The 20520-nt window shown below is 71.2% G+C and carries 22 protein-coding genes; 10 read left to right on the top strand and 12 right to left on the bottom strand.

Translation table 11 applies throughout. The features are described 5' to 3' along the window. Positions 1-107: 107 nt before the first annotated feature. The 4 genes from RLT59_RS16850 to mshD form a co-directional block, all read right to left on the bottom strand. The gene (locus RLT59_RS16850) at positions 108-1076 is read right to left on the bottom strand and encodes an ABC-2 membrane transporter-related protein (RefSeq protein ID WP_311304160.1); all 969 of its coding nucleotides are present in this window, start codon (positions 1074-1076) and stop codon (positions 108-110) included. After that, on the bottom strand, positions 1073-1975 hold the full coding sequence (locus tag RLT59_RS16845; RefSeq protein ID WP_311304159.1) for an ABC transporter ATP-binding protein: 903 nt from the start codon (positions 1973-1975) through the stop codon (positions 1073-1075). The genes RLT59_RS16850 and RLT59_RS16845 overlap by 4 nt, the downstream gene beginning before the upstream one ends. Next, complete coding sequence (locus tag RLT59_RS16840; protein WP_311304158.1) at positions 1975-2382, bottom strand: GntR family transcriptional regulator; 408 nt, start codon at positions 2380-2382, stop codon at positions 1975-1977. The genes RLT59_RS16845 and RLT59_RS16840 overlap by 1 nt, the downstream gene beginning before the upstream one ends. Positions 2383-2471: 89 nt before the next feature. Then, entirely contained in the window at positions 2472-3410 is a 939-nt protein-coding gene (mshD, locus tag RLT59_RS16835) for a mycothiol synthase (RefSeq protein ID WP_311304157.1), read from the bottom strand. A gap of 340 nt (positions 3411-3750) precedes the next feature. Between mshD and RLT59_RS16830 the strand changes: the two genes are divergently transcribed. Continuing rightward, positions 3751-5646: a bifunctional metallophosphatase/5'-nucleotidase gene (locus RLT59_RS16830; protein ID WP_311304156.1), complete on the top strand. Its 1896-nt coding sequence runs from the start codon at positions 3751-3753 to the stop codon at positions 5644-5646. A gap of 394 nt (positions 5647-6040) precedes the next feature. Further along, the gene (locus RLT59_RS16825) at positions 6041-6934 is read left to right on the top strand and encodes a phosphatidylinositol-specific phospholipase C (RefSeq protein ID WP_311304155.1); all 894 of its coding nucleotides are present in this window, start codon (positions 6041-6043) and stop codon (positions 6932-6934) included. An 86-nt stretch (positions 6935-7020) separates the two neighbouring features. On the opposite strand, the gene RLT59_RS16820 is transcribed toward RLT59_RS16825, so the two are convergent. The 8 genes from RLT59_RS16820 to RLT59_RS16785 form a co-directional block, all read right to left on the bottom strand. Beyond that, a complete protein-coding gene (locus tag RLT59_RS16820; protein WP_311304154.1) occupies positions 7021-7506 on the bottom strand; it encodes an LAETG motif-containing sortase-dependent surface protein in 486 nt (161 codons plus the stop codon). Further along, complete coding sequence (locus RLT59_RS16815) at positions 7458-7976, bottom strand: hypothetical protein (protein ID WP_311304153.1); 519 nt, start codon at positions 7974-7976, stop codon at positions 7458-7460. Before RLT59_RS16815 ends, RLT59_RS16820 begins: the two co-directional genes overlap by 49 nt. Before the next feature lie 300 nt (positions 7977-8276). Next, positions 8277-9719: a sensor histidine kinase gene (locus tag RLT59_RS16810; protein ID WP_311304152.1), complete on the bottom strand. Its 1443-nt coding sequence runs from the start codon at positions 9717-9719 to the stop codon at positions 8277-8279. Beyond that, positions 9716-10447, bottom strand: a complete 732-nt coding sequence (locus RLT59_RS16805) for a response regulator transcription factor (protein ID WP_311304151.1) — start codon at positions 10445-10447, stop codon at positions 9716-9718. Before RLT59_RS16805 ends, RLT59_RS16810 begins: the two co-directional genes overlap by 4 nt. A gap of 89 nt (positions 10448-10536) precedes the next feature. Beyond that, a complete protein-coding gene (locus RLT59_RS16800) occupies positions 10537-11622 on the bottom strand; it encodes a S1C family serine protease (protein ID WP_311304150.1) in 1086 nt (361 codons plus the stop codon). A 117-nt stretch (positions 11623-11739) separates the two neighbouring features. Then, complete coding sequence (locus RLT59_RS16795) at positions 11740-12483, bottom strand: DUF4232 domain-containing protein (RefSeq protein ID WP_311304149.1); 744 nt, start codon at positions 12481-12483, stop codon at positions 11740-11742. Between the two features lie 192 nt (positions 12484-12675). After that, complete coding sequence (locus RLT59_RS16790) at positions 12676-13722, bottom strand: LacI family DNA-binding transcriptional regulator (protein ID WP_311304148.1); 1047 nt, start codon at positions 13720-13722, stop codon at positions 12676-12678. A gap of 24 nt (positions 13723-13746) precedes the next feature. Beyond that, entirely contained in the window at positions 13747-14547 is an 801-nt protein-coding gene (locus tag RLT59_RS16785; protein WP_311304147.1) for a response regulator transcription factor, read from the bottom strand. 302 nt (positions 14548-14849) lie between these two features. Between RLT59_RS16785 and RLT59_RS16780 the strand changes: the two genes are divergently transcribed. From RLT59_RS16780 to RLT59_RS16750, 8 genes are all read left to right on the top strand, one after another. Then, on the top strand, positions 14850-15746 hold the full coding sequence (locus tag RLT59_RS16780; RefSeq protein WP_311304146.1) for an alpha/beta hydrolase family protein: 897 nt from the start codon (positions 14850-14852) through the stop codon (positions 15744-15746). Positions 15747-15808: 62 nt separating this feature from the next. Next, entirely contained in the window at positions 15809-16063 is a 255-nt protein-coding gene (locus tag RLT59_RS16775; protein WP_024489652.1) for a MoaD/ThiS family protein, read from the top strand. Between the two features lie 10 nt (positions 16064-16073). After that, the gene (locus tag RLT59_RS16770) at positions 16074-17480 is read left to right on the top strand and encodes a hypothetical protein (RefSeq protein ID WP_311304145.1); all 1407 of its coding nucleotides are present in this window, start codon (positions 16074-16076) and stop codon (positions 17478-17480) included. A 183-nt stretch (positions 17481-17663) separates the two neighbouring features. Further along, a complete protein-coding gene (locus RLT59_RS16765) occupies positions 17664-18359 on the top strand; it encodes an LmeA family phospholipid-binding protein (protein ID WP_311304144.1) in 696 nt (231 codons plus the stop codon). 209 nt (positions 18360-18568) lie between these two features. Continuing rightward, positions 18569-18676 (top strand): putative leader peptide, encoded by a 108-nt coding sequence (locus tag RLT59_RS39375; RefSeq protein ID WP_353962123.1) that lies wholly within the window; start codon positions 18569-18571, stop codon positions 18674-18676. Between the two features lie 153 nt (positions 18677-18829). Further along, the gene (locus tag RLT59_RS16760) at positions 18830-19675 is read left to right on the top strand and encodes a sulfurtransferase (RefSeq protein ID WP_311304143.1); all 846 of its coding nucleotides are present in this window, start codon (positions 18830-18832) and stop codon (positions 19673-19675) included. Between the two features lie 50 nt (positions 19676-19725). Continuing rightward, positions 19726-20013, top strand: coding sequence for a DUF1416 domain-containing protein (locus RLT59_RS16755; RefSeq protein ID WP_018490348.1), 288 nt, complete (start codon positions 19726-19728; stop codon positions 20011-20013). 147 nt (positions 20014-20160) lie between these two features. Next, positions 20161-20514 carry a DUF3099 domain-containing protein gene (locus RLT59_RS16750; RefSeq protein WP_311304142.1) on the top strand — a complete coding sequence of 118 codons (354 nt, stop codon included), beginning with the start codon at positions 20161-20163 and terminating at the stop codon, positions 20512-20514. Positions 20515-20520: the final 6 nt, after the last annotated feature.

The following is a 20520-nucleotide window of genomic DNA, read 5'->3' as shown; positions in this document are numbered from 1 at the left end:
CTGAGAGGGTCGCAAGGCCGTCTGAATGCCCGGTAACGGCGACATGACATGCGGGAAGCGGTGTGGCCGTGTCCGGGGCCGAGAGGCCCTCGGACACGGCCCCCTTCTCAGGCGTGGCGGCGGCGCAGGACGCGGAAGGCGAGGGCGACGGCGACGGCGGTGAGGACGAGGACGATGCCCGTCCCGACCAGTTGGAGGGGCCAGAAGTGCGAGGCGGGATGGTAGTCGACGTAGGTGCCGGTGACGTGGTGGTCCGCCATGCAGCGGACCATGTCGGGTGTGGCGCCCGGCTCGCAGATGTCGCCGGGCAGCCGCTGTTCCCCTGCCATCATGCCTCCGCCGACCCGCAGGGAACCGGGGGGCTGGCCGCTTTTGGCGTCGAGCGGCGTGATCACCGTACTGACCGCCCACAGGCTGCTGCGCACGGCGCCGAGTGTGAGTGCCACCGCCCCGTAGGCCAGGGCTGTGATGCCCATGGCGAGGAGCGTGCGGCGCACCAGCAGCCCGGCGAGCGCGCCGAGGGCGATGGCGAGCAGGGCCGAGGCCGTGGGAAGGGCGCCGATCGCGGCGTACGTGCTCCACTCGTACCAGTCCAGGCGGTTGGCGTCGGGAGAGGTCCGGCACCAGGCGTAGACGGTCGAGATAACCGGCACCACTACCACCGTGATCGCCGCCGGAACGGCGAGCTTGGCGAGGAGCCAACGTGCGGGGGAGACGGACTGGGACCAGGCCAGCCGGTAGGTGCCGCTCTCCAGCTCCCGGCCGATCAGTGGACCGGCGACGAACAGGCCGATGGCCGCGGGCAAGACCACCATGGCGATGCCCACGTAATACAGCACTTCCCTGAGCCTCGCCTGGTGGCTGAGTGCGTCGTCGAGCGCTGCGACGCAGCGTGCGGAGGTGTCCATGTAGGAGCACCCGGTGTCGGCGTACGTGTCTGCCGTGCCGGAGTTCCACCACATGGATGCGGTCAGCAGAACGACCCCGGCGAGCGCGAGCGCCCCCGCGATCCAGAGGACGCGGCGGTGCTGGAGGACGATGACGCGGGCGGGGCCGCGCAGCGCGAGGATGCTCATGCCGCGCTCGCCGCCCGCCGGGTCGGGGCATGAGCGCTCGGCGTGAGCAGGGCGGGCGCGCCGGGGGACCGGAGGTGTGCCAGCAGCAGTTCCTCCAGGGACGGATCGGTCGTCTCCCAGGCCGAGGTGTCCACCGGGCCCTCCTTCCGGACGAGTGCGGTCAACTGCCGTCCCGTGGTGCGGGACTCGACGACGGTGTGCGGAGCCAGGTCCGCGGCCGGGCCGGTGAGCAGGGCGTGCGCGGCGAGCAGATCGTCGGTCTCGCCGCCGAGGCGGATCCGGCCGTCGTCCACGAGCAGGAGGTAGTCGCAGGAGCCCTCCAGTTCTGTGAGGACGTGGGAGGACATCACGATGGTGGTGGAGCGCTCGGCGGCCTCCGCCATGAGCCTGCCCATCAGCTGGTGCCGTGAGAGCGGGTCGAGGTCGGCCATCGGCTCGTCCAGCAGGAGCAGTTCGGGCCGCTTCCCCAGGGCGAGCGCCAGCGCGAGCCGGGTACGCTCTCCGCCGGAGAGGGTGTGTACCTTCGCGTCTGCGGGGAGCGGTTCCGTGATGCGCGCGGCGGTGTCCTGGTCCCAGGTGCGCGGGTTCAGCTCGGCGCCCGCCCAGAGGGTTTCGGCCACCGTCAACTGCGGGTACAGCGGCTTGTCCTGGGCCACGAAGGCCACGCGGCTGCGGGCTTCGGCCGGTGAAGAGCCCAGTACCCGAAGGGTGCCCTCGACCGGTCGAAGGAGTCCTGCGGCGAGGCCGAGCAGTGTGGACTTCCCGGCCCCGTTGGGGCCGACGAGCGCGCAGACGCGGCCGGCCGGCAGCCGAAAGGAGCAGTCGCGCAGGGCCCAGCCACCGCCTCTGCCGCGGTACTTCATTCCGAGGCCGTCGGCCTCGATCGCTGCACCTGTCATCAGTCCTGGTTCCCCTCGAATGTGCTGTCCAGTACGGCGGTGAAGAGCGCGCCCACGTCGTCCTTGTCCAGTCCGGCCGCGCGGGCGCGCCGGGTCCAGTCGGCGAGTTCGGCACGCGGCGGGGCGTCGTTGGCCGAGGCCGCGCCGCCGAGCGTCCGGGTGACGAAGGTGCCGAGGCCGCGCCGCGCCTCGACGAGCCCTTCGCGCTCCAGCTCGCGGTAGGCCTTGAGTACGGTGTTCGGGTTGATGGCGGTGGCCTCCACGACCTCGCGGGCGGTGGGCAGCCGGTCGCCCGGCTTCAGCAGATTCAGGCGCAGGGCCTGCTTCGTCTGCTGGACGATCTGGAGGTAAGTGGCGATGCCGCTGCGCCGGTCGATGCGGTACTCGACTGCTGCGGGCTGTGCCATGTTCACCCCTTTCACTAATTGAGTAGTGAAAGGGTGGCGTAAAATCGGGGCGGCGTCAAACGACGCCGCCCCGGGGTGGTTGTGGCCGCTCAGGACTCCGTGCGGTACATCAGGTCCACCTCATGGGTGGTGAAGCCCATCCGCTCGTAGACCGCCACGGCGGCGGTGTTGTCCGCGTCGACGTAGAGCATCGCGGTCGGCAGCCCCTCGGCGGCGAGGTGGCGCAGCCCGATCGCGGTGAGCGCCTTGCCCAGACCACCGCCCTGAGCGTCGGGCCGGATGCCGACGACGTACACCTCGCCGAGCTGCTCCTCGGCGTGCGCCTTCGTCCAGTGGAAGCCGATCAGCTCGGCGCCGCCGTCATCGGTGGCGCGCTCCGCGAGGAAGAAGCCCTCCGGGTCGAACCAGGGCTCGGCCTTGCGGTCGTCCAGGTCGTGCTGGGTCAGCGAGCCCTGCTCGGGGTGGTGGGCGAAGGCGGCGCGGTTCACGGCCAGCCAGGCGGCGTCGTCCTGGCCGGGGACGAACGCGCGGACGGTGACGCCCGGCGGCAGTACCGGCTCCGCGATGTTCAGCGGGCTCAACGGGCGCCGCAGTTGCCGCAGTTCGCGGAAGAGCGAGAGGCCGAGGACCTGCGCGAGGTGGCGCGCCCCGGACCTGCCGCCGTGCGCCCACACCCGCAGCCGCTTCCCGGTGGCAGCCAGCAGCGCCGCCCCGAGCGCCCGCCCGTGCCCGTGCCCTCGGTGCGAGGGGTGCACGACCAGCTCGGCGGCCGGCGCCTCCACGGGGTCGGTGTCCTCCAGCTGCGCGTACCCGACGAGCACGCCCCCGGCGGTCAGCAGGAAGTGCCGCACGCCTTCCCGGTGCCCGCCGCGCAACTGCAGCCGCCCCTGCTCGGACACGGCCTGCCGGCCATCGGACCTGGCCGCCTCCGCGAGCAGCCCGGACACGGCCTCCGCCTGCTCGGGGTCGAGGGCATCGAGCGTCCGGATCTCGCGGCCGGGGGCGGGGAGGGGTACGTCAGTCGTCATGCGTACGAGCGTACGTGGCCCTTGCGCGGGCGGCGGCGGGGTTCCTTGACCCTGCCCTGGTCCGGGGCGCGGGGTTCCGTCCTCAAGCGCCGGACGGGCTTGTTCGTGCGGGTGCGGGTGCTCCGCCGGGTGCGGGGGCACCACCCCCCGCCCACCGGACAGGCGCACCCGCGCCCCGGACCCGGGCGCCATATGGGTGAATGGCCCCGTTCCGATCACACGGCAACCAGTTCGTAACCCCGAACACCTGTCGCGCTACGCGCGTTGACTCTAGGCTGCGGCACGCAGTCTCCAGACTCGTCACCATTCTCAGACCTCCGCTGAACTCACAAGGGGACCGATGTCAGCGACACCGCAGAAGAACCGCGCGTCCCGGCGGGTGCTCGCCGCCGCGGCCGGCCTTGCCACCGTCGGAGCGCTCGTCGCAGCCATGCCGGCCGGCGCACAGGAGCGCGGCCACGGACACGGACATGGGCACGGCAAGGGCCACGGCCATCACGCGCCGGACCGGACCGTGGACGTACAACTGCTGTCCTTCAACGACCTGCACGGCAACCTGGAGCCGCCGGCCGGCTCGGCCGGTACGGTCAACGAGACGCAGGCCGACGGCACGGTGAAGGCCGTCCCGGCCGGCGGCGTGGAGTACCTGGCCTCCTCGCTGCGCACCGCGCGCAAGGGGCACCCGTACTCGATCACCGCGGCCGGCGGCGACATGGTGGGCGCGAGCCCGCTGCTGTCGGGGCTCTTCCACGACGAGCCGACCATCGAGGCGCTCAACAAGATCGACCTCGACGTGACGAGCGTCGGCAACCACGAGTTCGACGAGGGCGCCACGGAGCTGGCCCGCCTCCAGAACGGCGGCTGCCACCCGGTCGAGGGGTGCTACGAGAAGGGCAAGAAGTTCAAGGGTGCCGACTTCCCCTACCTCGCCGCCAACGTGACGAGCGAGAAGACCGGCAAGCCGATCCTCAAGCCGTACACGGTGTGGAAGAAGAACGGCGTGAAGGTCGGCTTCATCGGAGTGACCCTGGAGGGCACCCCGGACATCGTGACGGCCAACGGCGTCAAGGGTCTGAAGTTCCACGACGAGATCGAGACGGTCAACAAGTACGCCAAGGAACTGGACCGGCAGGGCGTCAAGTCCATCGTCGCGCTGATCCACGAGGGCGGCGCCCCCGCCTCTTCTTCGTACAACTACGACTGCGACAGCCCGGGTGCCGGTGACGGCATCTCCGGGCCGATCACCGACATCGCCAAGGGCATCTCGCCGAAGGTCGACGCGCTGGTGACGGGCCACACCCACCAGGCGTACGTCTGCACCATCCCGGACCCGGCGGGCAACCCGCGCCTGGTCACCTCGGCCTCGTCGTTCGGCAAGCTGTACACGGACACGACGCTCACCTACGACCGTCGCACCGACGACATCGTGCGCACGGCGGTGAAGACGCCGAAGGTGCAGAAGGGGTCGAAGCACCACCCGCGTCCCAAGCCCGCCAACCCGGTCTCCGCGAACCACATCGTGGACAGGGACCAGGCCCCGGCGAACGACCTGACGGCCCTCATCGCGCGCTGGAACACCCTCGCGGCGCCGATCGCGAACCGGCCCCAGGGCTACATCTCGGCCGACATCAACGGCCGCGGCTCCACGGCCCCGGAGAAGCCGCTCGGCAACCTGATCGCGGACGCGCAGCTGGAGGGCCTGGCCCCGGCGGACAAGGGCGGAGCGGTCGTCGCCTTCATGAACCCGGGCGGCATCCGCGCGGACCTGGTGTACAAGGCGTCGGGCAGTGAGGGCGACGGCGTGGTGACGTACGGCGAGTCGTTCACCGTGCAGCCGTTCACCAACATGATGAACGTCCTCGACCTGACCGGTGCGCAGCTCGTCAGCGCGCTCCAGCAGCAGGTCAGCGGTGCGAACGAGGCCAGCCCGAAGATCCTTCAGGTGTCGAAGGGCCTCACGTACACGCTGGACATGACGAAGTCGGGCGCGGACCGGGTGGTCACCGACACGATTCGGCTGAACGGCGAGGCGATCGACCCCGCCAAGACGTACCGCGTCGCGATGAACGAGTTCCTGGCGGGCGGCGGCGACGGCTTCGCGGCGCTCGGTGAGGGCACCAACAAGCTGGTCGGCGCCTCCGACCTGGACCTGTTCAACGACTACCTGGCCGCGCACTCCACGGCCGCCGCACCGCTGGCCCCGCCGGCGACGGACCGGATCACGGTCGTTCAGTAGTTCCGGCTGCGGGGGACCGCCCCTGCGCCCGAGCGCCCGAGCGCCCGAGCGCCCGAGCGCCCGAGCGCCCGAGCGCCCGAGCGCTCGACGCTCGGACCGAGTCCGAACCGAAGGCCCGCCACGGGAAGTGGCGGTCCTTCGGCCTGTTACGGGCCCGACCGGGCTTGCGGGGCTGACCCCCGGCCGTAGAGGAGCGCGCATTGCCGGACGGGGACGGAGCCCGCACTCTTCCGGGGCGGCAGCGCCCGCCGTGACACAGACGTGCAGTAGGGCGTACGGCGGCCGGAACGCGGACTCGGGACGCGTCCTGCGTGCCGTTGCCATCTGTTGCTCGTGACGTGCACCGGTCATAATCTGAGCGCTGACCCCACACGGCATCCGGAGGCGTCCCCGCATGAGCCCGTACACAGCCAACCGCCGGAACTTCCTGGCCGGCGCACTGGCCGTTTCCGCCACCGCGGTCCTTGGCACGGCGCCGGCCCGCGCCTCGGCCCGCCGGGTCCTCACCAACCAGGACTGGATGAGCGGCATCGCGGACGGAACGGAGCTGCGACGGCTCACCATCCCCGGCTCGCACGATTCCGGCGCCCGCTACGGCGGGCCCTGGACCGAGTGCCAGAACACGACGATCGCGGAACAGCTGAACAGCGGGCTGCGCTTCCTCGACGTACGGTGCCGGATCACGGACGGGTCCTTCGCGATCCACCACGGAGCCTCGTACCAGAACCTGATGTTCGGTGATGTGCTGGGCGCCTGCTGGGACTTCCTGGCCGAGCGGCCCACCGAGACGGTACTGATGCGGGTCAAGCAGGAGTACTCGGAGGAGAGCGACGCGGCGTTCCGGGCGGTCTTCGACGACTACCTCGACGTCCGGGGCTGGCGGCCGCTGTTCCGCATCGATTCCGCGCTGCCCGCGCTGGGCGAGGCGCGCGGCAAGGTGGTGCTGCTCGCCGACAACGGGGGCCTGCCGGGAGTGCGTTACGCCGATCCGGACCTCTTCGACATCCAGGACGACTACATGGCGGAGCCGTTCGCCAAGTACCCGAAGATAGAAGCCCAGTTCCGCAAGGCGGCCGGGCAGCCGGGCAAGCTCTTCATGAACTACGTCTCGACCGCCGCCCTCCTGCCGCCCCGCGGAAACGCGGACCGGCTCAACCCGCAGGTCCATTCGTTCCTGGACGGCTCTGAGGCGTCCGGCTGGACCGGCCTCGGCATCGTCCCGCTGGACTTCCCCGCGACCCGGTCCGGGCTGGTGGAGTCCCTGATCCGGCACAACCCGGTGTCCTGAGCGACCCGGAGGCGGGGCCGAACACCACGAGCGGAGGGGTGGCGGGCCGACCGGCCCGCCACCCCTCCGCTCGTGGTGCTTCCTGATCAGACCCGGGAGCCCGTCCGGCGGCGGGCGGTGAACATCGCCGCCGCGCCGAGCGCCACGGCCGCGCCGCTCGCGAGGGCGAGCTGCGGGGTGGTGGAGGATGCGCCCGTCGAGGCGAGGCTGCCGCCGGTGGTCACCGGGTTGCTCGACGCCGTGCCCTGGGCCGACGGGTTGGAGCCGCCAGAGGTGCCGGTGCCGGTGCCGGTGGTGCCGGTCGTGCCCGTGCCGGTCGTGCCGGTGGTACCGGAGTCGGTCTTGCCGGGCTTCGGCTTCGCGGCCTTGAGGACACCGAAGTCGTACATGGCGATGTCCGGGTTGCCCCCGCAGGAGCCGTTCTCGTTGGTGTAGTCGGCCGACACGAAGGCGGCGCCGTTGCCGGCCGGGGCCGACGCGTCGATGGTGAGGCGGAGCTTGATGTCGGCGTGGGCGCCGTCCTTCAGCGGCCGATGCCGTCGATCAGGTGGTCGCCGCCGATGCTGTGCCACTTCGGGGAGGACGCCGTCGACCACTGGAGGTGCAGGAGCCTGTCGGTCTCCTTGAGGCCGCTCGTGTCGGTGGCGTGCGTGAAGGTGTAGGCGAGGACGTTGTCCATGGTCTTGCCCGAGCGGTTGCTCACCCGGAGCGAGAGAGCGGTGGTCGTACCGGCGGTGATCGAGTCCGGGACGCCGGTCAGGACGGTGGTGAGACCGGGCTCGGCCACGCAGTTCTGGTTCTCGTTCTCCTCCTCTTCGCGGGCCTTGGCCAGCGCGTCAGCGGCGGCGGTCTTCGCGGCGAGGGCCTTGTCGTAGGCCTCCTGTGCCGCGGCCGCGGCCTTTTCGAGCTCTTCCAGAGTGGGCTTGGCCTGCGTCCGTGCCATCGGCGAGGCGTCCGCGAACGCGGGGGTGACGGAGAGCAGCACGGCGGGTGTGGTCGCGGCGACGGCCACGGCGGTGGCGAGAACGCGGCGAATCTTCACATGAGCCCTTGGGTCCGGATCCGAAAAGGAAAGAAATAGGGATGAACGGCTGCCACAGCGGCTGGATCACGCGGGCGGCTGTGAAGATGCTATGGCTGTCGCCGGAGCCGGTGGCAGGTATTTCCCGGCGCTGAGGGCCGGTCCGGGGCCTCGGACGCGGACAGACGTCATGAAACGGCGCAGTTGCTCTCAGCTGGGTGCCTTTCGTTGTGACGAAAGGCACATGCCGTTGCCCCGGACCCTCGCTGAGCTGCGCGTTGCCTACAGGACAGCCCTTGGCGCGGCGCTCACCCGGCCCGCTCAGCTCCGCGGCGTCTCCGGCGGTGGCTGCGGGGCCCCCGGCAGCCGGATCGTGGCCACCGTGCCGTCGCCGTCGTCCGCCGGGCGCAGGCCGATCTCGCCGCCCGCCTGCTGGACCGTACGGGCGACGATCGACAGGCCGAGGCCCGAGCCGGGGAGCTGGCGGGCGGAGGGGGAACGCCAGAAGCGCTCGAAGACGTGCGGGAGTTCGTCGGCGGGGATGCCGGGGCCCCGGTCGCGGACCGTCAGTTCGCCCCGGTGCAGGACCACGTCGATCGTGGAGCGGGGCGGGCTGAACTTCACCGCGTTGTCCAGGACGTTGACGACCGCCCGTTCCAGGGCCGCCGGTTCGGCCCGTACGTACCAGGGGGCCAGCTCCGCCGTGATGGTCAGCTCGGGGCCGCGCAGCCGGGCGCGTTCGAGGGCGGTGCGGGTGATGTCGTGCAGGGCGATCACCTGGAGCGGGCCGGGCTGGGAGGCGTCCGGGCGGGCCAGTTCCTGGAGGTCGCCGATGAGCGAGGCCAGCTCGGTCATCTGGGCCTTGACCGAGGACATCAGCGCCTTGCGGTCGTCCGGCGGGATCGCCCGGCCCGTCTCGTCGCTGCGGGCGAGCAGCTCCACGTTGGTGCGCAGGGAGGTCAGGGGGGTGCGCAGTTCGTGGCCCGCGTCCGCGATCAGCTGGGCCTGGCGGTCCCGGGAGGTGGCGAGGGAAGCCGTCATCGAGTTGAAGGAGCGGGAGAGCCGGGCGATCTCGTCCTCTCCCTCGACCGGGATGCGGACGGTGAGGTCCTCGGTGCGGGCCACGTGCTCCACGGCCTCGGTCAGTTCGTCGACCGGCCGCAGTCCGGAGCGGGCGATCCAGAGACCGGCGGCGCCCGCGCCGATGACGCCGATGCCGGAGACGAGGAGGAGGACCCAGGTGAGGGTGGAGAGGGGTTTGTTGATCTCGCTCATGGGGCGGGCGACGGAGACGCCGAGGGTGAGGTCGGTGCCCGGCAGGCCGGGCCCGCGCGACACCGTAACCGTCACCGCGTAGGTGAAGACGCGCATGTTCACCCCGTCGGCATCGGCGCCTGTGTGAAGCGCTTCGCTCCGCTCGCCGTTGACCACCGCGAGGTCGGCCCGGGTCACCGGGAGCTTCGACGAGTCGGGGGCGATGCAGACCGTGCCCTGGGCGTCGATGAGCTGGACGGTGAAGCTCGTGTAGGGCGGGGGCGGCAGCTTGGTGGCGCTGGTGCAGTACTTGTACAAATCGCCCAGGTAGTCCTTGTCGACCTTGGCGGCGCGCAGCGTCGCATCCGCCTGGTGCTCCAGCTGCGCCCGCGTCACGAACCAGCACGCCGCCGCCACCGCCGCCACCGCCACCGCCACCGCGGTGGCGACCAGCAGTGCGAGCCGGGAGCGGAGCGGCAGGGCGCGGAAGCGGTGCAGGGGCCCCGTCACCCCTCGCCCCCGCCCGCCCGCAGCGCGTATCCCACACCCCGGACCGTGTGGACCAGGCGCGGCTCGCCGCCCGCCTCGGTCTTGCGGCGCAGGTACATCACGTACACGTCCAGCGAGTTGGAGCTCGGCTCGAAGTCGAAGCCCCAGACCGCCTTGAGGATCTGTTCGCGGGTCAGTACCTGGCGCGGGTGCGCGAGGAACATCTCCAGCAGGGTGAACTCGGTGCGGGTCAGCTCCACGCGGCGGGTGCCCCGGCTGACCTCGCGGGTGGCGAGGTCCATCCGGAGGTCCGCGAAGGCCAGCACGTTGTTGTCGGGGAGGTCGGCGCCGGAGGCGGCCGCGTACGAGCTGCGGCGCAGCAGGGCCCGGATGCGGGCGAACAGCTCGTCCAGCTCGAAGGGCTTGACCAGGTAGTCGTCGGCGCCCGCGTCGAGTCCGGTGACCCGGTCTCCGACGGTGTCGCGGGCGGTGAGCATCAGGATGGGTGTGGTGGTCCCGGTGGCCCGGATGCGGCGGGCGGCGGTCAGCCCGTCCATCCGGGGCATCTGGATGTCGAGGACGATGAGGTCGGGGGCGTACGACTCGGCCTTGGTGAGGGCGTCGAGACCGTCGACGGCGACCTCGGTGCCGTATCCCTCGAACGCGAGGCTGCGCTGCAGGGCCTCGCGCACGGCGGGCTCGTCGTCGACGATCAGGATGCGCTGCGGATCGTCTTCGGCGGGGCTCATCACTGCTTCGTCCTCTTCTCGATCCGTACGGGGCGGGGCGCTGCCCTCCAGTTTCTCAGCCTCGCACGGCCTGGTTGCGGCGGCGCGGGTCAGGAGCCGTCGCCGGCCCGCAGGGTGTGCAGATCGGCCTTGAGGGTGTTCACCGGGATGGCGAAGCCGAGGCCGACGCTGCCCGCTCCGGAGCTGCCCGAGCCTTCGGCCGAACTCGCGGAGTACATCGCGGAGTTGATGCCGATGATCTCGCCGTTCATGTTGATCAGCGCGCCGCCGGAGTTGCCCGGGTTGAGCGAGGCGTCGGTCTGGAGCGCCTTGTACGTGGTGGTGGAGTCGCCGGTGTCGCCGTTGAACTGCTGACCGCCGAACTCGAACGGCCACTGTTGCCCGCCGCCCTGCCCCTGGCCTTGGTCCTGTCCCTGGTCCTGGCCGCTGTCACCCTCCTTGGCGACGGTGACGTCCCGGTCGAGCGCGGAGACGATGCCGCTGGTGACGGTGCCGGTGAGGCCCTCGGGCGAGCCGATCGCGACGACCTGGTCGCCGACGGCCACCTTGGACGAGTCACCGAGCGTCGCCGTCTTCAGGCCGCTCGCGCCCTGGAGCTTGATCAGCGCGAGGTCCTTGTCGGGGTCGGTCCCGACGACGTCTGCGGTGTACGTCTTGCCGGTGCTGAGCGTCACCTTGACCGAGGAGGACCCCGCGACGACGTGGTTGTTGGTGACGATCTCGCCGTCGGACGTGATGACCACACCGGAACCGGTGGACTGGCCCGCGTTCGAGGTCGCGCTGATCTCGACGATCGTCGGTGACAGGGCGGCGGCCACCCCGGAGACGGTGCCCTTGCTGCTCTGCGAGACCGTGGTGCCCGGGATGACGCCGCCGGTGGTGTCGGTGCCGTGGTCGGTGAGCTGCCCGATCACCGTGGCGGTGCCGCCGCCGATGATCGCCGCCGCGATGGCGACCGCCGCGAGGAGCGCGATCGGGCGGCGGGCCCGGCGCCGGGACGCGGACGGCTCGGGCGCCGGTTCCGGCTGTCCGGGGGCGGGCCACACGGGGTCACCGCCGCCCGAGCCCACCGGCTGCGCGGGCTGGTATGACGGCGGCGGCGGGTAGGCCGCGTCGCCGTTGCCGTACGAGGGGTACATCGGGTACTCGCCGCTCGGGCGCTGGCTCTCTGTCATGTCTAGAAGAGTGTCCAGCGAAGATGAGAGGAGCGTGAGTACGCCCTGAGAAGCCCGGCAGAACCTCGTATGCCCGATATAAAGGCCGGTTCCTCGGCATAAGGGCCGGTTCCTCGGCTACTTGCCGGAGCCGACGTGGTAGCCGATCGGGTCGACGAAGACGTCGGGGGACGTACCACCGGAGGCGGGGACGGTGATCGTCGGTCCGTCGAGATTCGCGATCGCCGAGATCTTCTCGTTGGGCGGGGTGACGGAGAGCCTGGTGAAGGTCTTGCCGGATCCGTCGGTGGTCGGGATGTAGCGCAGCAGGAAGCGGGTCTCCTCGCCGGGCCCGATGGTGACGGTGGAGGCCTTGGAGTCGGTGCGGGCGGCGTCCGGACCGGTGTCACCGAGACCGTCGGGGCCCACGAGCTGGACGCCCGGGAAGCCGTGCATGCTGCACGTGGCGGAACCGGTGTTCTTCAGGTTGACGACCACCTGGTTCTTGACCCCCGCCGAGCCGGCGCTGAACGCGAGGTCGTCGGTCCTGCACATGGAGCCGGAGGCCGACGTGCCGCCCTTGGCGGCGAGGTCGCTGCCCTTACCGGAGCCGGTGGAGGAGGAGCCGGTCTCGGCGGAACCCGAGGCCGCGCTCCGGCTGTCGCCGTCGCCGTCGCCGTTGGCGTTGGCGTCGGCCCCGGCCTCGGTGGAGCCGCTCGTGTCGGTGGAGCCGGTGTCCTGGCCGCCGGCGGAGCTGCTCGCCGGGCTGGACGCGCCTGTGTCGGCGGCAGCGCTCGATCCGTCGCTGCCGCCGCACGCGGTCAGCGAGAGGCCGGCAGCGGCGACGACGAGGGCGAGGGCGGACATCTTCTTGACGCGCATGGGGACTCCTCGGAAGCGGTGGGGGGAACGCCCGTTCTGGCTGAGCGGGCGTGTTGCTTCATAGGACATCTGTCGTCGGGCGCGCCGTCGCGGCGAGAGTTGGATCAAGACGCCGCTGTGACACACGGGTCGAAGCCCCGTTACGGAAAAGCGGAGGTAGGCGGACAGAGCGCCCCTGTCACCTGGCCTTCTTCAGCCCTGCCGGGCCGCCGGGGGCTCACCGCAGCCGCAGGAACGCCGGACCACCAGCGCCGAGGGGAACTGCTTCAGCCGCTCCCGCCGCGAGCCCGACACCCGGAGCGAGTCGTCGAGCACCAGGTCCACGGCCGCCCGCGCCATCGCCGGACGGTCCGAGAAGACCGTGGTGAGCGGCGGATCGGTGAGCCCGGCCTCCTTCACGTCGTCGAAGCCCGCCACCGCCAGCTCGCCCGGCACGTCGATCCGCAGCTCACGGGCGGCCCGCAGCACGCCGATGGCCTGGTCGTCCGTCGCGCAGAAGATCGCCGGGGGGCGGTCCGGGCCCGCGAGGAGCTCCAGCGCCACCAGGTAGGCGTCGTAACGGTTGTACGGGGCCTGGAAGAGCCGGCCCTCCGTCGTGCGGCCCGACTCGTGCATCGCCCGGCGCCAGCCCTCGACGTGGTCGGCCACCGGGTCACCGACCGCCGGGGTCGACTCGACGCCGCCGAGGCAGGCCACGTACGCGTTGCCGTGTTCCAGCAGGTGCCGGGTGGCCAGCTGGGCGCCGCCGACGTCGTCCGTGACGACCGCGACGTCGTCGATCGCCTCGGGCCGCTCGTGCAGCAGCACGACCCGGGCGTCCCACGCCTCTATCTCCGCCGCCGCGCGCTCGCTGGGGCCCTGGCTGACCAGGATCAGCCCGGAGACCCGCATGCCGAGGAAGGCCCGCAGATAGTGGACCTCGCGCTCGTCGCGGTAGTCGGAGTTGCCGACGAGCACCATTTTTCCGCGCTCGGCGGCGGCCTGTTCGACCGCGTGCGCCATCTCCGCGAAGAACGGCTGCCGCGCGTCCGGCACGATCATCCCTATGAGATCGGTCCGCCGCGAGGCCATCGCCTGGGCGACCCGGTCGGGCCGGTAGCCCAGCTCCTTGATCGCGGCGAGTACCCGCTCGCGCGTGGCCGGGGCGACCGGCCTGGGTCCGTTGTTGATGACGTAGCTGACGACCGCGGTCGACGTTCCCGCAAGTCTCGCCACATCGTCCCGCGTCACCTTGGCCACGCGCGGCAGTCTACGCGGATATAACTACCTCTTGGCAGGCTGGACCGGGCCTTCTTCCGTTACCTCGACAGCCTCCGGCTGCTCCGAACGGGTGAGGCTCTCGGAGGCCGTCTTCGCGGCCGCCGACTTGGCCTCCTCCGCGGCCCGTTCCACCTTCTCGGGTGCGACGAACCGGTAGCCCACGTTGCGGACGGTGCCGATCAGCGACTCGTGCTCGGGGCCGAGCTTGGCGCGCAGCCGCCGGACGTGTACGTCGACCGTCCGGGTGCCGCCGAAGTAGTCGTAGCCCCAGACCTCCTGGAGCAGCTGGGCGCGGGTGAAGACCCGTCCCGGGTGCTGCGCCAGGTACTTGATCAGTTCGAATTCCTTGAAGGTCAGGTCCAGGACCCGGCCCTTGAGCTTGGCGCTGTACGTCGCCTCGTCGATCGACAGATCGCCGTTGCGGATCTCCATCGGGGAGTCGTCGGAGGTGATCTGCTGCCGGCCGGTGGCCAGCCGCAGCCGCGCCTCGACCTCTGCGGGTCCCGCCGTGTCCAGCAGTACGTCATCGATTCCCCAGTCCGCGGTGACGGCCGCGAGGCCGCCCTCCGTGACGACGAGGATCAGCGGACAGCCGGGTCCGGTGGACCGCAGCAGCTGACAGAGGGAGCGGACCTGGGGCAGGTCGCGCCGTCCGTCGATGAGGACGACGTCGGCACCTGGGGTGTCGACGAGAGCGGGGCCTTCGGCGGGCGCCACCCGCACGCTGTGGAGCAGGAGGCCGAGGGCGGGAAGCACCTCCGTCGACGGTTGGAGGGCATTCGTCAGGAGCAGCAGTGAACTCATCGCCGCCCACCTGCCTGGGTCGTCGGTCGATGATCGTGCACGGTTGGCTCGCCCATTACGTCGGTCCTCCTCGTTCCCTGCGAGAGGGGCACTCCCGGGCCGGGCCCGGGGGAGTATGCGGCACTGCTTCGTACGCTTATTCGTGTTGTTCCGTACGACGTTTCGTCATACGGGTTTTACCGGTGCGGCCCCGCGCCCAGGGCCGCTGAGCTTGTTGAAACGTCTCCGTAACAACGCGCGGAAAGCACAAAAGGACCCGGGGGCTGCATTGCCCGGATCCTCTTCCCAGCAGAATAGCCCACATGAGTTCTGTGTCCGAGGGGCGATTTCGGAGTTCCTCTGTTCCCTTGATCACGCGCCGGCCGTCGCGGACCACGTTGCGCGCCGATGACGGCGTGCTGATCGAGGCGGTGTACGACCCGTGTACGGCGGATGACGACGCACTCGCGGGTGCGGACGGCGCCGGTACGGCGATCGTCGTCGCGCACGGTTTCACCGGTTCGGCCGACCGCCTTGCGGTGCGGCGCGCCGTGGAGGTGTTCTCCCAGCGTGCGGCCGTGATCACGTTCTCCTTCCGGGGGCACGGCGGCTCCGGTGGACGCTCCACGGTGGGCGACCGCGAGGTGCTGGATCTGGCCGCCGCGGTGGACTGGGCGCGGTCGCTCGGGCACCGGCGAGTCGTTACGGTCGGGTTCTCCATGGGCGGTTCCGTGGTGCTCCGGCACGGGGCGCTGTATACGGCTCCGGCGGCCGAGCGCGAGGGCGTCCGGTCCGTTCCGGCGCGCAGGGGGCGCACGGAAGCGCGTTTGGGGGCGTACGCCGATGCGGTGGTCTCCGTGAGCGCTCCGGCGCGTTGGTACTACCGGGGTACGGCCCCGATGCGTCGGCTGCACTGGGTGGTGACCCGTCCCACCGGCCGGCTCGTCGGGCGGTACGGCTTCCGGACCCGGATCGCCCGCGACGACTGGGACCCGGTCCCGCTCTCCCCGGTCGCGGCGGTCCCGCTGATCGCCCCGGCCCCGTTGCTGATCGTGCACGGCGACCGCGACCCGTACTTCCCGCTCGACCACCCCCGGATGCTGGCGGACGCGGCGGACGGGGCCGCTGAGCTGTGGCTGGAGCGCGGGATGGGGCACGCGGAGAACGCGGCGGACGCGGCTCTCCTCGGCCGCATCGCCGACTGGGCCGCGGACCGGTGACCCCGGTGCACGATGATGGACAGCCGGACCCGAGCCGACGCGAGACGAGAGGAGCCGCCGCCATGCCCGCGGGAACGATCCGTTACTGGGCAGCCGCCAAGGCCGCTGCCGGAACGGCGGAGGAGCCGTACACCGCTGCGACGCTCAAGGAGGCGCTCGACGCGGTGCGCGGCCGGCACCCCGGTGAGCTGACCCGGGTGCTCCAGAGGTGTTCGTTCCTCATCGACGGGGACCCCGTCGGGACCCGGAGCCATGAGACCGTACGCCTTGCCGAGGGCGGCACGGTCGAGGTGCTCCCGCCGTTCGCAGGAGGGTGAACCGCAGAACATGAGCAGCAGCGATCAGCAGCATCCGTACCCGGACCAGCCGCACGGCCAGGAGCCGCAGCAGCCGTACGGGAATCAGCCGTACGGGCAGGAGTCGCAGTCGTACGGGGACCAGCCGTACGGGGGCCAGGGCTACCAGGACCCCGCCTACGGGCAGCAGCGGCCCTACGGTGAACCGTCCTACGGTCAGCAGACCCCCTACGTGGGCGAAGCGGCCCCGTACGCACCACAGGCAGCACCGGCACCGCAGGGCACGTACGAGCCGCCGCAGGCCGCGCCACAGCCGTACCGGGCCGCACACCCGACCCACCAGTCCGTGCAGCACGCGTACGAGCCCCACCAGGCGCAGCAGCCCTACGAGCCCCAGCAGGCACCTCAGGCGCAGCAGCCCTACCGGGATCCGCAGGCCGGGGAGCCGGTGGTCGCGCAGACCTGGGAGGGCCAGACCTGGGACACCCAGTACCAGCCCACCCTCCGGCCGGCGCAGCAGCCCGCACAGCCCGTGCAGGCCGCGCAGGGTGCCTCCGGCGCCTACCCGCTGCCGCCCGAGGTCCAGGCGGCGCCCGTGGCTCCCGAGCCGGTGGCCTCCTCCGTGGACGCCGCGCAGGGCGACGACGGGTACAGCGCGCCCACCACGCTGGGCAACAGCCGCATCACGGACGCCCAGCGGGCCCGCGCCGAGGGCCGCTCCCCGATCATCGCGCCCGGGATGCAGCCGGCCGCGATCACAGCCGGGCTCGGGCTGCTGCTCGCGCTCGGCGCGGCCGTCGGCTCGTACGCCCTGGTCGTGCCGCTGGTGCTGCTCCAGGCGGTGACCGCGGCCGGATGGTTCCGGCTCAACGGCATGTGGCCGGCCCGGCAGGGCATCGCGCTCGCGTTCGCCGGCGGCCTCGTCGCCGATGTGGCGCTGCTGGCCGCGGGCCGGGAGAACGGTCCGGCCGCGATCCTCGGCACGCTCGGCGTCTGGGTGCTGCTCACCGTCGTCCTCCAGCTGCGCAGCCGGGCGGGCGCCGACGAGCGGATGGAAGGGCTGATGGCGACCGTCGCCTCCGCCGCGCTCGCGGTCCTGGCCGCCGGGCACCTCGCGGCGGTCCCGGACGCGGTGACGGTCGGCGGGATCGCGGTGGCCGTCGCGGTGCTGGCTCGGGCGCTTCCGCTGCCGGGGCCGGTCTCCGTGGTGGCGGCGCTGCTCGTCGCGGCGGCCGCGGGCGGGGCGGCGGGGGCCGTCACGGACCTGGGGGCGAAGGGTGCGCTGCTCGGCCTGGCCGCCGGTGGCTGCGCGCTGATCGGGCTGCGGGTGGCCAGCTACGACTACCCGTCGCGCTTCGTGCACATGACCGCCGGAGTGGCGCTGCCGCTCACTGCGGCCGCGCCAGCCGTGTATCTGATCGGCCGCGCGATCGGGTAGCCGGTCGCCCGCGACCCGTCACTCCTGACCGTCGCGCCTCATACGTCACAGAGATGCCGAAGCCCTCCACGGGGAACCGATGGGGGGCTTCCGCTCGTCGATCACCCGGAGCGTGACGTGCGGCCGCAGTAGGCTCACGGTCGCCGAGCCGTCCGAACGGGCGCGGGTGGGGGAGGACAAGGCATGCGTGCACTGCGAATACTGCTGGTCATGGTGGTGATTCTGGCCGGCGTGTTCATCGCCATCGACCGCGCGGCGGTGTATTTCGCCGAATCGCAGGTCGCGGAGCGGGTGCGAGTGCCCGGGGCGGAGATCGGCTCGACGGATGTCTCGATCAAGGGCTTCCCGTTCCTGACGCAGCTCGCCGGCTCCGAGCTCGACGAGGTCGACGTGAAGATCACCGGCCTGGAGACCAGTGCGAACGGCCGCACGCTCCGGATCAGCGAGATGAACGCCGACCTGCACCAGGTCCGGCTGACCGACGGCTTCTCCGGCGCGGTCGCCGCACGGGCCACCGGGACGGCCCTGGTGTCGTACGCGGACCTCACCAAGGCGGCCAGCGCGGACGTCGCGGTCGCGTACGGCGGCAACGGCAAGGTGAAGGTGACCGGCACGGTCCAGGTCCCCGGCCTCGGCCAGGAGATCTCGCGCAGCGTGCTGTCCAGCGTCACCTTGGCCGACGGCCACACCGTGCGGGTGCACGCCGACAAGGTGCCGGGCGAGGGCATCCCCGGACTTGAGGGCCTGGTGCGAAAGAAGACCGACTTCGAGCGCGAGGTCGGCGGGCTGCCCAAGGGCCTGAAGCTGGAGAAGATCGAGCCGACCGCCGAGGGCCTGGAGATCTCGGTGACCGGCACCGAGGTCACGCTCGCCGGCTGACTCCGGCGGCGAGTCGCCGCGTCATACCGGGCCTGCGCCACATACTGAGACGGCTGCGTCCGTTCCGCAGATGCCTGGCGGGCGCGGCGACCCCGGAAGCGGGAGCGGGGGAGGCGCGAATCCCCTCCCGTCTCATCCTGCGGACGATCGTGTCTCAATGGGCGACACGACGGTGACATGTCCGCCCGTACGTCCCTACGATCGGTCCCATGCAGTGCTCTATTAGCGGTCTCCCGCAGCGGGGACGGGCGGATCTCACGAAGCGGCGGGCAGTGGACCTGTGCCGCGTCGCCGCCATGCTCTGTCGCACTGTCTGAGCGGGAGCGTCGACTTCCCGCATTCCCGGCCTTCCGACCCTGTGTCGGGGCCATCCCGATGCCTCTGTGCACGTGCCGAATTCCGCGCTCCGTACATCCGCATCCGCACCAACTCGCATCATCTCGCCGCAGACTGCCCCGGAGGAGAACACAATGAGCCGCAGTGACGTCCTGGTAGACGCCGACTGGGTCGAGGCCCACATCGACGACCCGAAGGTTGCCATCGTCGAGGTCGACGAGGACACCGCCGCGTACGAGAAGAACCACATCAAGAACGCGATCCGGATCGACTGGACCAAGGACCTCCAGGACCCGGTCCGGCGTGACTTCATCGACCAGGCGGGCTTCGAGGAGCTGCTGTCCGGCAAGGGCATCGGCAACGACACCACGGTCGTCCTGTACGGCGGCAACAACAACTGGTTCGCGTCCTACGCGTTCTGGTACTTCAAGCTCTACGGCCACCAGGACGTCCGCCTGCTCGACGGCGGCCGCAAGAAGTGGGAGCTCGACTCCCGCGACCTGGTGGACGGCGACCAGATCCCGTCCCGCCCGGCCACCCAGTACAAGGCCAAGCCGCAGGACGAGTCGATCCGCGCCTACCGCGACGACGTCGTGAAGGCGATCGGCACCCAGAACCTGGTCGACGTGCGTTCGCCCGACGAGTTCAGCGGCAAGCTGCTCGCCCCGGCCCACCTCCCGCAGGAGCAGTCGCAGCGCCCCGGCCACGTGCCGAGCGCCCGCAACATTCCGTGGTCGAAGAACGCCAACGACGACGGCACCTTCAAGTCGGACGACGAGCTGAAGGCCCTCTACGAGGCCGAGCAGGTCGACCTGTCGAAGGACACCATCGCCTACTGCCGCATCGGTGAGCGCTCCGCGCTCACCTGGTTCGTGCTGCACCAGCTCCTCGGCCAGGAGAACGTCAAGAACTACGACGGTTCGTGGACCGAGTACGGCTCCCTGGTGGGCGTGCCGATCGAGCTCGGCGCCAACAAGTAACTCCGTACCACCCGGATCGGCACGACCCCCGACCAGAAGGACAGAACACCATGTGTGGAGCAAAGGCCGGCGGCCCCGACGCTTCGACGATCAAGCCCGGTGAGACCACCATCCAGGGCAGCGTGACCCGCGACGGCGAGCCCGTCACCGGCTACGTCCGCCTGCTGGACTCGACCGGCGAGTTCACCGCGGAGGTCCCGACCTCCGCGACCGGACAGTTCCGCTTCTACGCGGCCGAGGGCACCTGGACGCTGCGCGCGCTCGTCCCGGGCGGCAGCGCCGACCGCACGGTCGTGGCGCAGACGGGCGGCCTCTCCGAGGTGGCCATCGCGGTCTAGCACCAGGCACGACAGACCGGCCGAAGGGCCGTACCCCCGGGCGTTGGACGCCCTGTTGAACCGGGGTACGGCCCTTTGTGGCGTCCGGGTGAAGGTGCCCGCTCTCCAGGACCGGCTGGGCGGGCGAATCAGGCCTACGCTGGACTTATGTACGCCCGACGCCGTCGCGCATATTTCCTGATGATGGGCGGATGTCTCGTCCTCTTCGTCTCGTCCTGGGCCTTCGTGCGGCTCTGGTCGATTCCCGCCGCCATCAGCATGTGCGTGATCGCCATGGTCATCCCGCCCGTCGCGGCGATCGTGGCCAACCGGAAGGGCCCGGAGGACCGCTGGTGGGACGACCCGCCCCAGGATCCGCGGCAGCGCACGGACCGCACGGACCGCGCGGACCGGACGGACCGCACGGACCGGACGGGCCGCACGGACAAATGGAACCCCACCGGTGACCCGGAGTCGGACGCGTGGTGGGACGAGCTCGACGGCAGGAAGCGCCGCCAGTAACGGGTT

It is taken from the genome of Streptomyces sp. ITFR-6, from assembly GCF_031844725.1.
Classification (GTDB): Bacteria; Actinomycetota; Actinomycetes; order Streptomycetales; family Streptomycetaceae; genus Streptomyces.
This window is presented reverse-complemented; position numbering and strand designations above follow the sequence as displayed.

Coding starts and splice junctions, on each gene's coding strand:
- RLT59_RS16850 (WP_311304160.1), bottom strand. CDS start 1,076: ATGAGCATCCTCGCGCTGCGCGGCCCCGCCCGCGTCATCGTCCTCCAG.
- RLT59_RS16845 (WP_311304159.1), bottom strand. CDS start 1,975: ATGACAGGTGCAGCGATCGAGGCCGACGGCCTCGGAATGAAGTACCGC.
- RLT59_RS16840 (WP_311304158.1), bottom strand. CDS start 2,382: ATGGCACAGCCCGCAGCAGTCGAGTACCGCATCGACCGGCGCAGCGGC.
- mshD (WP_311304157.1), bottom strand. CDS start 3,410: ATGACGACTGACGTACCCCTCCCCGCCCCCGGCCGCGAGATCCGGACG.
- RLT59_RS16830 (WP_311304156.1), top strand. CDS start 3,751: ATGTCAGCGACACCGCAGAAGAACCGCGCGTCCCGGCGGGTGCTCGCC.
- RLT59_RS16825 (WP_311304155.1), top strand. CDS start 6,041: ATGAGCCCGTACACAGCCAACCGCCGGAACTTCCTGGCCGGCGCACTG.
- RLT59_RS16805 (WP_311304151.1), bottom strand. CDS start 10,447: ATGAGCCCCGCCGAAGACGATCCGCAGCGCATCCTGATCGTCGACGAC.
- RLT59_RS16800 (WP_311304150.1), bottom strand. CDS start 11,622: ATGACAGAGAGCCAGCGCCCGAGCGGCGAGTACCCGATGTACCCCTCG.
- RLT59_RS16795 (WP_311304149.1), bottom strand. CDS start 12,483: ATGCGCGTCAAGAAGATGTCCGCCCTCGCCCTCGTCGTCGCCGCTGCC.
- RLT59_RS16785 (WP_311304147.1), bottom strand. CDS start 14,547: ATGAGTTCACTGCTGCTCCTGACGAATGCCCTCCAACCGTCGACGGAG.
- RLT59_RS16780 (WP_311304146.1), top strand. CDS start 14,850: ATGAGTTCTGTGTCCGAGGGGCGATTTCGGAGTTCCTCTGTTCCCTTG.
- RLT59_RS16775 (WP_024489652.1), top strand. CDS start 15,809: ATGCCCGCGGGAACGATCCGTTACTGGGCAGCCGCCAAGGCCGCTGCC.
- RLT59_RS16770 (WP_311304145.1), top strand. CDS start 16,074: ATGAGCAGCAGCGATCAGCAGCATCCGTACCCGGACCAGCCGCACGGC.
- RLT59_RS16765 (WP_311304144.1), top strand. CDS start 17,664: ATGCGTGCACTGCGAATACTGCTGGTCATGGTGGTGATTCTGGCCGGC.
- RLT59_RS39375 (WP_353962123.1), top strand. CDS start 18,569: ATGCAGTGCTCTATTAGCGGTCTCCCGCAGCGGGGACGGGCGGATCTC.
- RLT59_RS16760 (WP_311304143.1), top strand. CDS start 18,830: ATGAGCCGCAGTGACGTCCTGGTAGACGCCGACTGGGTCGAGGCCCAC.
- RLT59_RS16755 (WP_018490348.1), top strand. CDS start 19,726: ATGTGTGGAGCAAAGGCCGGCGGCCCCGACGCTTCGACGATCAAGCCC.
- RLT59_RS16750 (WP_311304142.1), top strand. CDS start 20,161: ATGTACGCCCGACGCCGTCGCGCATATTTCCTGATGATGGGCGGATGT.